Origin of the sequence: Pseudomonas fluorescens, from assembly GCF_000967965.1 — a bacterium.
GTDB classification, from domain to species: domain Bacteria; phylum Pseudomonadota; class Gammaproteobacteria; order Pseudomonadales; family Pseudomonadaceae; genus Aquipseudomonas; species Aquipseudomonas grandcourensis.
In genome coordinates this window covers 295,124-308,563 of the sequence record NZ_LACC01000017.1, presented here as the reverse complement: position 1 = coordinate 308,563, position 13,440 = coordinate 295,124, and the positions used below count along the sequence as shown (strand labels likewise).

The following is a 13,440-nucleotide window of genomic DNA, read 5'->3' as shown; positions in this document are numbered from 1 at the left end:
CTTGCGGCCAAAGGTCAAGCAGTGAGGCTTAACTGATCGGCATTAGCCTTCGGGCCGTTTTTTATGTCTGGCACAACCTCACCAACAACACAGAACCCTGTAGGAGTGAGCCTGCTCGCGATTGCGGTGGGTCAGGTAACATCTCTTTTGAACGTGAAATTGCTATCGCGAGCAGGCTCACTCCTATAGAGGTTCGAGTGATGATTTAGAGCCGATCCAACACCTCGCCGCTGCGCTTGAACCACCCGATCAGATAATCCGCCAGCACCTGCGTGCGCTTGGGCAAACCGCCCTGATACGGATGCACCAGATACATCGGCATGCTGCGGGTCTGATAATCGCGCAGGAGCCATCGCAATCGCCCGTCCGCCAACTCCGTTGGCAAACAGTAGGACGGCAGGCGTGCAATACCGGCGCCGACCAGCGCGGCTTTCTTCAACAGGTTGTAGTGGTTGCTGGCGAACGGCCCCGACACCCGCACCCGCAACAACTCATGTTGCTGGTGATACAGCCATTCTTCGCGGCCACTGTAATGACTGTTGAGCAGGCAGCGATGCTCGGCCAACGCCTGGGGAGTTTGCGGTTCACCGTATTGCTCCAGGTAAGCCGGGCTGGCACAGGTCAGTTCCTGCCACGCCAGTAGTGGACGCGCCACCAGTCGCTGGTCAATGGCCACGTCGGAACGAATCGCCAGATCGAAGCCGTCGCGAGACAGTTCACGGTAGCTGTTGTTGAGCTCCAACTCGATCTGCACCTGGGGATACTTGGCCGAGAACTCCAGCAGCAGGCCATCGAAGAAGGTTTCCCCTAGCGACACCGGCACCGTCATCCGCACCGGGCCGGCCATGTCGTCTTTCAGGCGCGCCAGGGCCTGGCGTGCCCGTTCGACTTGCACCACCAGCGCCTGGGCCTGCGGCAACAACGCAGCGCCAGCGGCGGTCAGGCTCAAGCGGCGGGTGGTACGTTGCAACAACACCACGGAAAACTGCGCTTCCAACTGGCTGATGCGCTTGGACAGCTGGCCTTTGCTGCAACCAAGCTGCTGCGCCGCCAGGGTAAAACTCCCCGCTTCGATCAACACCGCGAACGCGGCCAGATCATCCATCTCGCTCATGGATTGTTTCCATTTGAAAACCAAAGGTTGCCTATTAGTGCGCTTATCTAGAGAAAAAACCACCCTAAACTGATACCTCGTTCAACCCACACGAGGACAAGCTCCCATGAAAATTCTTTTGATCGGCGCAGGCGGCACCATCGGTTCGGCCGTCGACAAGGAACTGTCGCAACGCCACGAAATCATCCGCATCGGTCGCACCAGCGGCGACTTTCAGGTGGACATCAGTGACAGCGCCTCGATTCGCAAACTGTTCGAGCAGACCGGCAAATTCGATGCACTGGTGTGTGCCGCCGGCAACGTGACCTTTGCACCGCTCAACGAGATGACCGAAGAGAGCTTTGCCCTGGGCCTGAAAGACAAGCTCATGGGCCAGGTCAATTTGCTGCTGATTGGCCGCGAGTTCGCCAACGACGGCGCTTCGTTCACCTTCACCACCGGCGTACTCAGCCACGATCCGATATACAGCGGTGCCTCGGCAGCACTGGTCAACGGTGCACTGGACAGCTTCGTCCGGGCCGCCGCCATCGAACTGCCGCGCGGCCTGCGAGTGAATTCGATCAGCCCGAATGTCCTGGTCGAAGCCATGGGTAAATACGCGCCGTACTTCCGTGGCTTCAAGCCGGTTCCTGCGGCGGATGTGGCATTGGCCTACGCCAAAAGCGTGGAAGGCCTGCAAACAGGTCAGACCTTTCACATCTGAAAGTGAAAAATCGCAACCTGCGTCAGCGCCAATACAAAGTGGAGACGATAACGGGTTGTGATGAACGGTCAGGCTGAGTAACGTGGCGGCACCTGTCAGGAGACCCCAAGATGCGTGTTGCCCGTTCCCTAGTCCTCGTTGCCCTGCTTCCGCTGTTCGCCGCTTGCCAGTTGTTCGACGGTGAACGGCAGAGCGCCTCCCATGTCGGCCAGACACGCATGCAAGGCGAGTTGACTGCGGCGGATGGCAAACTGCTGTTCCAGCCGTGCAACCAGACAAACCGCTACGTGGTTAACGACACGGGCGGCACCAGCGTCCTGCAACAGGCCGCAAACCTGGCGGACAAGCAAGGCAAGCTGTTTGCCGACGTGCGCGGGCGGGTTGTGGCTGGCAGCGGTGGTGACGGCCAGCTCGATCTGGAGCAGCTGTACCGCGTCGAGCGCTCGGGCACTGCGTGCGATGATCCGAATTTCAAACTGCTGATCCTGCGCGCCGCCGGCCACACACCGGAGTGGAGCGTGAAAGTCAGCGGCAAAGGCATGGTCCTCGACCGGGCCGGCCAGCCGCCGTTGGCCGTGCCTTACGTCGAGGAGCAACTGGGCGATGGCCGTTTCAACCTCAGCACCGAAGCCAACAACCAGCACATCGAACTGTGGGTTGCACCGCAACGTTGCGTCGACAGCAGCACCGGCAGCATCCAGCACATGAGTGCCGAACTGCGCATCGACGGCCAGGTACAGCGCGGCTGTGGGTATTTCGGCGGATCGCGCGACGACTGATCGTTTAAGCCTCACGGGGCTGCGCCTTTGAGGCTTATAATCGCGGGCTTCAAACGCCCTGGCGCAGTTGTGCGCCCCGCGAACCGGATCCCGCCATGTTACGAATCACCGAACTCAAGTTGCCAATCGACCATCCCGAAGAAGACCTGCGCCCTGCCATCGTGCAGCGCTTAGGGCTTGCCAGCGATGACCTGCTCGATTTCACCTTGTTCAAGCGCAGCTACGATGCGCGCAAAAAGTCCTCCGAACTGTGCTTCATCTACACCATCGACCTTGAAGTTCGCGATGAGGCGGCGGTGCTGCACAAGTTCGCCGATGACCGTAACGTCAGCGTGGCGCCGGATGTCAGCTACAAAGAGGTCGGCCAGGCGCCGGTCGATTTGAGTGCGCGTCCGATCGTCGTCGGCTTCGGTCCGTGCGGGATTTTCGCCGGGCTGTTGTTGGCGCAAATGGGCTTCAAGCCGATCATCCTCGAACGCGGCACCGAAGTACGCCAGCGCACCAAGGACACTTGGGGCCTGTGGCGCAAAAGCGTGCTCAACCCGGAATCCAACGTGCAGTTCGGCGAGGGCGGCGCGGGGACATTCTCCGACGGCAAGCTCTACAGCCAGATCAAGGACCCGAAATTCCTCGGTCGTAAAGTCCTGCACGAATTCGTCAAGGCCGGTGCCCCGGAAGAAATCCTCTACGTCAGCAAGCCGCACATCGGTACGTTCCGTCTGACCGGCGTTGTGGAAAACATGCGTGAGCAGATTCGCGCCCTGGGCGGTGAAGTGCGCTTCCAGCAGCGTGTCACCGACGTGCTGATCGAAGACGGTCAACTGGTCGGCGTCGAGCTCAATGGCGGTGAGCAGATCCACTCCAGACACGTGATCCTGGCCCTCGGCCACAGCGCCCGCGACACCTTCCGCATGCTCCACGGCCGTGGCGTGTTCATGGAAGCCAAGCCGTTCTCGGTGGGTTTCCGCATCGAACACCCGCAGTCGCTGATCGACCGTGCGCGCCTGGGCAAGTACGCCGGCCACCCGAAACTGGGCGCCGCCGACTACAAACTGGTGCACCACGCCAAGAACGGCCGTTCGGTCTACAGCTTCTGCATGTGCCCGGGCGGCACCGTGGTGGCGGCGACGTCCGAGCCGAACCGCGTGGTCACCAACGGCATGAGCCAGTACTCGCGTAACGAGCGCAATGCCAACTCCGGTATCGTCGTCGGCATCACCCCGGAAGTCGATTATCCGGGCGGCCCGCTGGCAGGTATCGAGCTGCAGGAACGCCTGGAGTCCCACGCCTTCGTGCTGGGCGGCAGCAACTACGAAGCCCCGGCGCAACTGGTCGGCGATTTTATCGCGGGCAAGCCGTCCACCGAACTGGGCAGCGTCGAGCCGTCCTACAAGCCGGGCGTAGCCCTGGGTGATCTGGCGCTGGCGCTGCCGGCGTTCGCCATCGAAGCAATTCGCGAAGCCTTGCCGGCATTCGAGAAGCAAATTCGTGGTTACTCGCTGCACGACGCCGTGTTGACCGGGATCGAGACCCGCACCTCGTCGCCGCTGCGCATTACCCGTAACGAGTCGCTGCAGAGCCTGAACGTGAAGGGCCTGTTCCCGGCCGGTGAAGGTGCCGGATATGCGGGTGGGATTCTGTCGGCGGGTGTTGACGGGATTCGGATTGCAGAAGCTGTGGCTCGGGATATCCTTGGCCTGGAAGCCTGATACGCGATACCGGAAACAATGCAAGAACCTGTGGGAGCGAGCTTGCTCGCGATAGCGGTAGATCAATCAACATAAGTGTTGAATGTGACGCCGCCATCGCGAGCAAGCTCGCTCCCACATTGGTATTCAGCGCCTTAGATATTGGCGCGCAGCACGCTCGCCGGCAACGGCTCACCCCGCTCCACCGTCGCCGCCACCGCAGCCATCAACCCGCTCAACTCATACCCCTGAGCCTTGAGCCAGTCCTGATCGTAATAGGTCGTAGCATAGCGCTCGCCGCTGTCACACAGAATCGCCACCATCGACCCCGTCTCCCCCGCCGCCTTCATGTGCTGGGCAGCCATCAGTGCGCCGACCAGGTTGGTTCCGCTCGACCCGCCCACATGCCTTCCCAGACGCTCCGCCAGGTAGTGCATGGCCGCCAGTGACAAGGCATCCGGCACCTTGACCATCGCGTCGATCACCTTGGGCAGAAACGACGCTTCCACGCGCGGCCGGCCGATGCCTTCGATACGCGAGCCGTGGTCCAGTCGCAGGCTGGCATCGCCGGTTTGGTAGTAATCGAAGAACACCGAACGCTCGGCATCGGCACACAGCACGCGGGTGCCATGCTGGCGATAACGCACGTATCGGCCCAGGGTGGCCGTGGTGCCGCCGGTACCGGGGCTGGAAATCAGCCAGCTCGGTTCGGGATGCTGCTCGAAACGCATCTGCTGAAAGATCGACTCGGCAATGTTGTTGTTCGCTCGCCAGTCGGTGGCGCGCTCGGCGTAGGTGAACTGGTCGATGAAGTGTCCATCGTGTTCACGAGCCAGGCGCTCGGACTCGGCGTAGATCTGGGTCGGATCGTCCACCAGGTGGCTTCGGCCACCGTAGAAGGCGATCTGCGCAATCTTCTCCTTGGACGTGGTCGCCGGCATCACCGCAATGAACGGCAAGCCCAGCATGCGAGCGAAGTACGCTTCGGAAATCGCCGTGGAACCGCTGGAAGCTTCAATGACCGGCGCACCGGGTTTGAGCCAGCCATTACACAGCGCATACAGGAACAGCGAACGGGCCAAGCGATGCTTGAGGCTACCCGTGGGGTGGCTGGATTCATCCTTGAAGTACAACTCGATGCCCGGAAAACCCGGCAGCGGCAAGGGGATCAAGTGGGTGTCGGCGCTGCGCTGGAAATCGGCTTCGATGATCCGGATCGCTTCGCGGGACCACTGTCGGTTGTCGCTCATGATGGTTTTCTCGTTGTATCGGGCAGGAGTCGGCCTTTTAACAAGGCTCATCCGACAAGCTTAGGAAAAAACCTGCGTCCAGCACAGGTACAGATGAAATCCAATACGCCCGGCAACTGCTAGGCTCTGGTCGGTGCTGAGGGATCAGTCTGTAACGACATATAACAAAAAAGAATATAACTTTTGTTTTAACAACTAACAGTACTTGTTAGGGTGTAACACCTTTTGAACTCACAGATGGAGAGCGACCTTGCCTCTGCGTAGCACTTTCACGCGTTTCTTTCAGTTGGAAGCTGCCAGCGGTCTGTTACTGATCGCCGCTGCCGTTCTGGCTCTGATTATCAACAACTCGCCGCTATCGTGGCTGTACAACGGCCTGCTGGACACCCCCGTGGTGGCCCAGATCGGCGCGCTGAAAATCGCCAAACCGGCGTTGCTATGGATCAACGACGGCCTGATGGCACTGTTTTTCCTGCTGATCGGTCTGGAAGTGAAGCGCGAAGTCCTCGACGGCCAGTTGTCCAATCCGTCGCAAATCGTCCTGCCCGGTGCCGCCGCCATTGGTGGCATGGTGGTGCCGGCGCTGATCTACTGGTACCTCAATCGCGACACGCCAGCCGCCCTGAACGGCTGGGCAATTCCGACCGCCACCGACATCGCCTTCGCCCTTGGCGTGCTGGCGCTGCTGGGCAAGCGGGTTCCGGTGTCGCTGAAACTGTTCCTGATGACCCTGGCTATCATCGACGACCTCGGCGCGATCATCATCATTGCGATCTTCTATTCCGGCGCGCTGTCGACCCTGTCCCTGGCGCTGGCCGCGACCTGCATTGCGGCGCTGATCGGGATGAACCGGCTCGGCGTGGTCAAGCTCGGACCGTACATGATCATTGGCTTGATCCTCTGGGTCTGCGTGCTCAAGAGCGGTGTCCACGCCACCCTGGCCGGCGTGACCCTGGCTTTCTGCATTCCGCTGCGCACGAAAAATGCCGAGCCTTCGCCATTGCTGGCCCTGGAACACGCCCTGCATCCGTGGGTGGCCTATGGCATCCTGCCGCTGTTCGCTTTTGCCAATGCCGGCCTGTCCCTGAGCGGTGTCACCGTCGAAAGCTTCACTCACCACGTTCCCATGGGCATCGCCATCGGGCTGCTGCTGGGCAAGACCGTCGGCGTCTTCGGCCTGACCTGGCTGGCCGTGAAAACCGGTATCGCCACCCTGCCCCAAGGCGCCAATTGGGGCCAGATACTGGGCGTGGCAATTCTCTGCGGCATTGGTTTCACGATGAGTCTGTTTGTCGGCTCGCTGGCCTTCGAGCCGGGCGTGAGTGATTTCGCCGGGATGGACCGCATGGGGATCTTGACCGGTTCGATTCTGGCGGCGCTGATCGGTTATGTAGTGACGGCGATGGCGAGCCGCAAGAACACCACACTGGCCTCCTGATAAACCGCGATAACGCCTGGCGCCAATCAAGACTCGCCTGAGCTGAACAACAAAAAACCCGATCAGTCGCCTGATCGGGTTTTTTGTTTATCCGGTGTTTGCGCTTAGTGCGAAACGCGGCTGGTGCCATTCACACTTGCGATGCGCACACGCTCGCCAACACGGAACACTTCGTTCGGCTGAACTTCCTGAACGTAGGCGCGCATGCTGCCATCGTCTTCGCGCACGGTGATTTCCACGCCCTGGGTGCGGGTCAGGCCTTCTTCAGCGGCCGAACCGAGCAGACCGCCGGCCACAGCACCGATGACGGCAGCAACGACGCTGCCTTTGCCGCCACCAATGGAGCTGCCGCCAACGCCGCCGACCACTGCGCCTGCAGCGCCGCCGATCGGGGTTTTGGTGCCTTCGATTTTCACCGGACGCAATGCTTCGATGGTGCCCATGCGAACGGTCTGCACACGACGCGCCTCGTCACGGGAATAGGAGTCACCGGTCAGGCTCGATTGGCAACCAGTGAGCAACATCGCCATCGTGGAAAAGGAAGCAACCAGCAGAACAGACTTACGCATAGCATCAACTCCAAAGAAACAGTTGTTCATTAAACTCCGCAGCTTGACGCCTGTCACGGCATCGCCCGGGTAAAATTGGTTTGATTCAGGCTCCGTTAAGGCGCCTCCACGAACTCACACAGTAGCGGCAAATTCGCAAAGCTGCCCCACTGGCCAAGGATTTCAATGGACTACTTTATCATCGTCGTCACGACTGTTGCCGGTTTGTACTTCCATTGGTGGCTGTACGTGCGGATCAAACGCTGGATGGACCGCGACCTGGCGCTAGCGCTGGCGGGCAAGGACGAGCAGAAAAAAGCCTTCATGCTCGAACGATTGGCGAGTGCTCAGGCGCAGAAGATCAAGCGTCGAGACCTGCCGAAGTGGCTGGAGGCCGCTGCGGCAGGCTATCCCGATCGGTAGACTGCTCAGGGTGCCAGACGTTCAAGCATCCAGTCGGCGCCCTGCTGGCGGTAATTGAGGCGGTCGTGCAGGCGGCTTGGGCGACCCTGCCAGAATTCGATGCGCTCCGGCAGCAGGCGATAACCGCCCCAGTGTTCCGGGCAATGCGGCTGGGTGTCGCTGAAACGTTGCTCGGTGTCCTTGAGCAGCGCTTCGAGTTCGCCACGATCGGCGATCACCCGGCTCTGCGGCGATGCCCAGGCCCCCAGGCGACTGCCCAGCGGACGGACCTGATAATAAGCGTCGGACTCTTCAGGCGTCACCTTCACCACCCGCCCTTCGATGCGCACCTGGCGCTCCAGCGCCGGCCAGAAAAACGTCATGGCCGCGAACGGATTCGCAGTCAGTTGCTGGCCCTTGGCGCTTTCGTAGTTGGTAAAAAAGGTGAAACCCTGCTCGTCCAGGCCCTTGAGCAACAGAATGCGACAGTGCGGTCGACCGTCCTGGTCGACGGTGGCCAGGGTCATGGCGTTGGCTTCCACCGGCGCCTGTTCGGTTTTCACCGCGTCGGCGAACCACTGGTGGAACAGCGCAAACGGCTCGGCCGGCGCTTGTGCCTCGGTCAGGCCATCACGGGTGTAGTCACGACGCATATCAGCCAGGCCCTGGGTCATGGCGCATTCCTTTTGGTTAACGAATCACTGCTTTGCAGTATCAGTGGCGGCGACTTTCTTGTCAGCCGTGGAGGCTTTGGCTGGCGTGGTTTTCTTCGCTGGCGTTGCAGTTTTCGCAGGTGCTTTCTTGGCCGGCGCTTTTTTCGCGGGGGCTTTTTTCGTCGCTGGAACCGCAGCCTTTTTAGTCGCAGGGGCCGGTGTCACAGGCTTGGCGACCGGCTTGGCGTCCGCGGCAGCAACCATGGTCACAGGTGCCGGAGCCGGCATATTGTACTTGCTCAGCAGCGCGACCATGGTGTTTTGCGGGGTCACCAGCAGTTCCACGCGGCGGTTCAACGCACGGCCTTGCACGCTGTCATTGGCGGCACGCGGCGCATCACCGCCCAGGCCACGCAGCATCAAGCGATCACGCTGCAAACCACTGAGACGGAAAATCGCCGCAACGGCCTGGGCACGCTCCTGGCTCAGCTTGACGTTGGCAGGCGCAGCGCCGGACGTATCGCTGTGGCCAAGGATCAACACAGCGGTCTTTGGATCGGCTTCAAGGATCTTGGCAACGCGGGTGAACGGACCGAGCGTGACCGGCAGCAGCATGGCCGGACGATCCGGGTTGAACGAGCCTTCGACCGGCGCCGTCACCACCAGCACGTTTTCGCGACGCTCGAGCTGCATGTTGCTGCCCTTGACCGCCTCGCGCAGACGCGGTTCGTAGTCGTCAAGCCAGGCTTGGGTGACTTTCGGGTCTGGCATCGGCACAGCCTTGGCGGTGCTCTGCTCACGACCGCCGAACGGCCACCACCACTTGTTGCCGCTATCGGTTTCGGCCTTGGCCACCGCAACGGGTTTGACTACGGGTTTCACCTCCGGCTTGGCCACGGGCTTGCCGGCGCTGTCGTCGGAACCGAACGGCCAGTACCAGTGGCTGGCGCTTTCAGTCTTGGCGACAGGTGCCGTCACGTCTTTCTGTGGAGTCTGTGCGCAACCGGTAATAGCGAAGCACAGGGCCAAAGCGAGGGTTTTATTGGATGACATTGGATATCCACAAAAATGAAGTCAAAAAATCAGGCCACATTGGCCGGTAGAAGCAGACAGTTTGAAACTGGAATGGCTATCGGGTTCCAGCCCTGGCACCCGATAGTCGTTTTTACAGACAAGTGGCCAGAACCCGCACCAGCTTTTGCGCGCGCGGGTCCATCAAGACGTACGGCCCCAGGGTATTTGTCACAAATCCAAAAGCCACATCGTGCTCCGGGTCGGCAAAACCGATGGAACCGCCGGCACCCGGATGACCAAACGCCCGCGGACCAAGGCCGAAGGTAGCATTGGCAACGTCCGGTTGATCGAGCATGCAGCCCAGGCCGAAACGGGTCCGGGTCAGTAAAGTCTTGTCCTCGCCGAGGCTGTGCTCGCGGGTCAATTCATCGAGCATTTCGCTTTCCAGCAGGCTGCCGTCCAGCAGGCCGGCGTAGAAGCCGGCCAGGCTGCGGGCGTTGCCATGACCATTGGCGGCTGGCTGTTGCATGCGTCGCCACTCGGGTTTGTTGGTGCTGGTCATGATCGACGGTGGGTTAGTGAACGCCCGGGTCGTCATGGCCGTTGGCTCACGCATGGTCACTTGCAGCAGGCGCTGAGCGGCGGCATCGCCGACATTGCCCTTGCCCCGCGCAATGTGGGCCACGCGATAGAACTCTTCGTCGGCCAGGCCGACATGGAAGTCCAGGCCCAGCGGCTTGGCGACCCGCGCAACGATGGATTCACCCGGCCCGCGACCGTCGGCACGGCGCAGCAATTCGCCGATCAGCCAGCCATAGGTGATCGCCGCATAACCGTGGCCTTCGCCCGGCGTCCACCATGGCGCTTCGGCGGCCAGGGCGTCGACCATGGTTTGCCAGTCGTAAAGGGCTTCGGGGGCCAGCAACTCGCGCAATGCCGGAAGCCCGGCCTGATGGCAGAGCAGTTGACGCAGGGTGACGGACTCTTTGCCGGCAGCGGCAAATTCGGGCCAGTAGCGCGCAACCGGGGCATCCAGTTGCAGCTTGCCTTCGGCCACCAGTTGCAGCGCGGTGACGGCGGCAAAGGTCTTGGTGCAGGAGAACAGGTTGGCGATGGTGTCGCTGTGCCAGGCCTCGGCCCCGTCCTTGTCCGCAGTGCCGGCCCACAGATCGACGACGGTTTCGCCGCCGACCTGGATGCATAACGCTGCGCCACGCTCCTGGGGATCGTCGAACAGCGCCGCGAACGCCTCTCGCACCGCTTCGAACTTAAGCTCGTAATGACCCTGAATCTGCACCCGCAACTCCCCGGATTAACGCTCTACAAAGTGGTCGGCATTGTTCCAGCCCTTGAGGGTTTTGGGAACAGGGTTGGGCCGGATGGTTGTCTTGCCACCAAGCTTTTGTGGCGAGGGATTAATGGCCTTTGCCAGAATGCCCGCCAGCGCCCTTCCCCGGCCCCTTGCCGGCTTCGGCCTTGCGGCCGCCCTCGGCGTCGTGGCTGGCTTTGTCGGCGGCGGCCGCAGCCTTCTCGGCCTCTTTGCCCAATTGCTCGACTGTCGCCAGGTTGCTCTTGCGCACGCTGTCGACAAATCCCTGGAACGGCAGATCAGTGATGCCCACCAACCCGAAGTGGCCGTTTTCACCGTCAAGCAGGCGCCCGGTGACCGGTTGATCGAGATACTGGAACCAATGCACGCCGACAATCGACGGCTCGCTCAATGCCTGCTTGAGGAAGTTGGCGTACGCCGGACCGCGGTCTTCCTCCTTGGCCAATGGCGTGACGCCCCCCCAGAACGGGCCACGATCAGACGAACCGAAATTGAACTCGGTGATCAGCACCGGTTTGTCGAGACTGCGCAGCTTGGTGAAGTCGTAACCATCCTGGGGTTGCAGGGTGTACATGTTGAAGCTCAACACATCGCAATACTGGGCGCAGGACTCCACCGCTTCCGGCGTGCTGATCGCGAAACGGCCACCGAGCAGCAACTGGTTCGGCGCGTGCCACTTGAGTGAGTCGGAGATGGTCTTGAAGTAAGTGTCGGCAAAGACCTTCTGGAAGTATTTGAAGTCGGCTTCGATTTCCGGGTGCTCGGCGCTCGGGAGCGGTGGCTCGAACCCTGGATCTTCCATCAGCTCCCAGGCTGGCAGATCAATGCCCCAGGCCTTCGACAGGCCGGCCTGATTGCGGTACTTGTCACGCAGTTGCTTGAGAAATGCGCGCTTGGCCGGCACGTCAGTGGTCATTTTCAAGGTGCCGTAGGCCAGCGCATAACGGGCTTTCGGGTCGTCGCCGGGACCGGCCCAGGCCAGTTCGTTGTCTGCGTAGTAACCGATCAGCCACGGATCGTCACGATGGTCGCGGGCAGCAATCGCCACTGCACGCTCGGTGGCCATGGCGAAACGCGGGTCGAACGGGTCGGGCATGCCGCCCCACCAGTCGGTGCCGGTGCTGATGCTGGCGTAGTCACCGACGATCGACAGCGGCAAGGTGTAGGGCAAGCGATCAGCGTCGCCCAGTACGGGTGCGCTCCAGTTGCCGATAGTGTTGAAACCCCAGGCCTGCAAGCGATCAAGGGTGTGACTGGCCCAGCGCTGTTCGTCGAACAGCGCCTTGCACAGTTCGGCAGGTTTTTGCTCAGCGGCTTGCGCTACCGTCGCTTCAATCGCATCCGCCTTGGTATCGCCACCCTTCACGCACGGATCGCCATACAAACGCTGCAGGTTGGCACCGTAGAAGTCGTACCAGCGCCCGGCATTGTAGCCACGCCCTTGATCGGCACCGTTGCCGCCACGGTTGTCACCTTCGCCGTAGTGGCTGGCGAGTGCGTCATCTGCTTTGGGCAGGGATTCGAACATCCACTCGCGACCGGCAACGTAGGTCGGGTTGACGTCTGCAGCGACGGTGTTAACCCCGAGCGAATAAAACGGATGGCCTTGCGGCGTCACCAGATACCAGCGTCCGTCACGTTTCTCGGTGCGGAAAAAGCCACTGGCCTTGAATGACGGGCCTTTGGTCAAACCACCGAACTTGTCCAGGGAGGACTTTTCGCGCTCGACCAGCCAGGTTTTCAGTTGCTGCTGCTCCTTGCTCGCGGCACTTTTCAGTTGTTCGTCGCTGCTGATTTTTTCCGGCCATTTGGCCCGGCTCGACTGGCCGTAAGCATCCACCAACCCGCCATACACGGCCTGGGTGACCGACTCGCCGTCCTGCACACCAAAGCGTTCCAGCAAGATGCTTTGCGCGGCTTTGGGCTGGTCCATCGACAAGCTCACCGACACCACCTGGCTGCGATCCAGTTCGCCGGCGCTACTGGCCAACAACACACGCTGGCCCTCGACGGTCATCGGCATCGGTGGACCAGCCTTCATGCCCTGGCTCAGCGGTGATGTCGCTTGCAAAGGCACCAACAGGGTTTGCGCAGGCCCCGCCGGCAAATCAACGCGGCTGACCAGTGTCTTGCCATCGTTGCTCTGGATAGTCACATACAGGGTCAAGGCCCAGTTCATCGCGCTCTGGATCCGCAGGCTCATGACGCCCGACTGCGACCAGTCCCAGGCGCCTGTTTGCGGGGTCAGGCGCAAAGTCGGCCGGGCGACCGGGTTGAACGTCACCCGGCGCAGCACTTCGCCCTCGGGGGTTTGCTCGGCGTTGGATTGCGGCAGGCTGGCGTCCTGAGTCACCACCTGGACCACGTCAGCGGGGCGCACAAAGTTGAACAGCGTCTGCTGGCTGGCGGGGGCGGCCAATAGCGGTGTTGCGAACATCAGGGCAAAAACAGCAGGCAACGAACGGCAAATCATGAGAACGAAATTCTCCCTAACGACCTTCAATGGGCCAGTGGAAAAGCG

At 61.1% G+C, this 13,440-nt stretch carries 12 protein-coding genes; 5 read left to right on the top strand and 7 right to left on the bottom strand.

Translation table 11 applies throughout. The features are described 5' to 3' along the window. Nucleotides 1-205: 205 nt before the first annotated feature. The gene (locus VC35_RS15645; RefSeq protein ID WP_046041267.1) at nt 206-1,114 is read right to left on the bottom strand and encodes a LysR family transcriptional regulator; all 909 of its coding nucleotides are present in this window, start codon (nt 1,112-1,114) and stop codon (nt 206-208) included. A 106-nt stretch (nt 1,115-1,220) separates the two neighbouring features. Between VC35_RS15645 and VC35_RS15640 the strand changes: the two genes are divergently transcribed. The 3 genes from VC35_RS15640 to VC35_RS15630 all read left to right on the top strand — a co-directional run bounded on the left by VC35_RS15640 (nt 1,221) and on the right by VC35_RS15630 (nt 4,305). Next, a complete protein-coding gene (locus VC35_RS15640) occupies nt 1,221-1,817 on the top strand; it encodes a short chain dehydrogenase (protein WP_046041265.1) in 597 nt (198 codons plus the stop codon). 110 nt (nt 1,818-1,927) lie between these two features. After that, nucleotides 1,928-2,596: a COG3650 family protein gene (locus VC35_RS15635; protein ID WP_046041264.1), complete on the top strand. Its 669-nt coding sequence runs from the start codon at nt 1,928-1,930 to the stop codon at nt 2,594-2,596. A gap of 95 nt (nt 2,597-2,691) precedes the next feature. Then, complete coding sequence (locus tag VC35_RS15630; RefSeq protein WP_046041263.1) at nt 2,692-4,305, top strand: NAD(P)/FAD-dependent oxidoreductase; 1,614 nt, start codon at nt 2,692-2,694, stop codon at nt 4,303-4,305. 134 nt (nt 4,306-4,439) lie between these two features. Here VC35_RS15630 and VC35_RS15625 read toward each other — a convergent pair whose 3' ends face one another. Then, on the bottom strand, nt 4,440-5,537 hold the full coding sequence (locus VC35_RS15625; protein ID WP_185754795.1) for a PLP-dependent cysteine synthase family protein: 1,098 nt from the start codon (nt 5,535-5,537) through the stop codon (nt 4,440-4,442). 247 nt (nt 5,538-5,784) lie between these two features. On the opposite strand from VC35_RS15625, the gene nhaA reads away from it, so the two are divergent. Then, the gene (gene nhaA / locus VC35_RS15620; protein ID WP_046041260.1) at nt 5,785-6,972 is read left to right on the top strand and encodes a Na+/H+ antiporter NhaA; all 1,188 of its coding nucleotides are present in this window, start codon (nt 5,785-5,787) and stop codon (nt 6,970-6,972) included. A gap of 104 nt (nt 6,973-7,076) precedes the next feature. On the opposite strand, the gene VC35_RS15615 is transcribed toward nhaA, so the two are convergent. Beyond that, nucleotides 7,077-7,541 (bottom strand): outer membrane lipoprotein, encoded by a 465-nt coding sequence (locus VC35_RS15615; RefSeq protein ID WP_007992400.1) that lies wholly within the window; start codon nt 7,539-7,541, stop codon nt 7,077-7,079. 165 nt (nt 7,542-7,706) lie between these two features. Here VC35_RS15615 and VC35_RS15610 point away from each other — a divergent pair, with 165 nt between their 5' ends. Next, a complete protein-coding gene (locus VC35_RS15610; RefSeq protein ID WP_046041257.1) occupies nt 7,707-7,943 on the top strand; it encodes a hypothetical protein in 237 nt (78 codons plus the stop codon). Nucleotides 7,944-7,948: 5 nt separating this feature from the next. Here VC35_RS15610 and pdxH read toward each other — a convergent pair whose 3' ends face one another. From pdxH to VC35_RS15590, 4 genes are all read right to left on the bottom strand, one after another. Then, entirely contained in the window at nt 7,949-8,596 is a 648-nt protein-coding gene (pdxH, locus tag VC35_RS15605) for a pyridoxamine 5'-phosphate oxidase (protein WP_046041256.1), read from the bottom strand. A gap of 24 nt (nt 8,597-8,620) precedes the next feature. Then, a complete protein-coding gene (locus tag VC35_RS15600) occupies nt 8,621-9,628 on the bottom strand; it encodes an OmpA family protein (RefSeq protein ID WP_046041255.1) in 1,008 nt (335 codons plus the stop codon). A 112-nt stretch (nt 9,629-9,740) separates the two neighbouring features. After that, complete coding sequence (locus VC35_RS15595; RefSeq protein WP_046041254.1) at nt 9,741-10,886, bottom strand: EstA family serine hydrolase; 1,146 nt, start codon at nt 10,884-10,886, stop codon at nt 9,741-9,743. A 118-nt stretch (nt 10,887-11,004) separates the two neighbouring features. Continuing rightward, entirely contained in the window at nt 11,005-13,392 is a 2,388-nt protein-coding gene (locus tag VC35_RS15590) for a beta-galactosidase (protein ID WP_046041252.1), read from the bottom strand. Between the last annotated feature and the right edge of the window lie 48 nt (nt 13,393-13,440).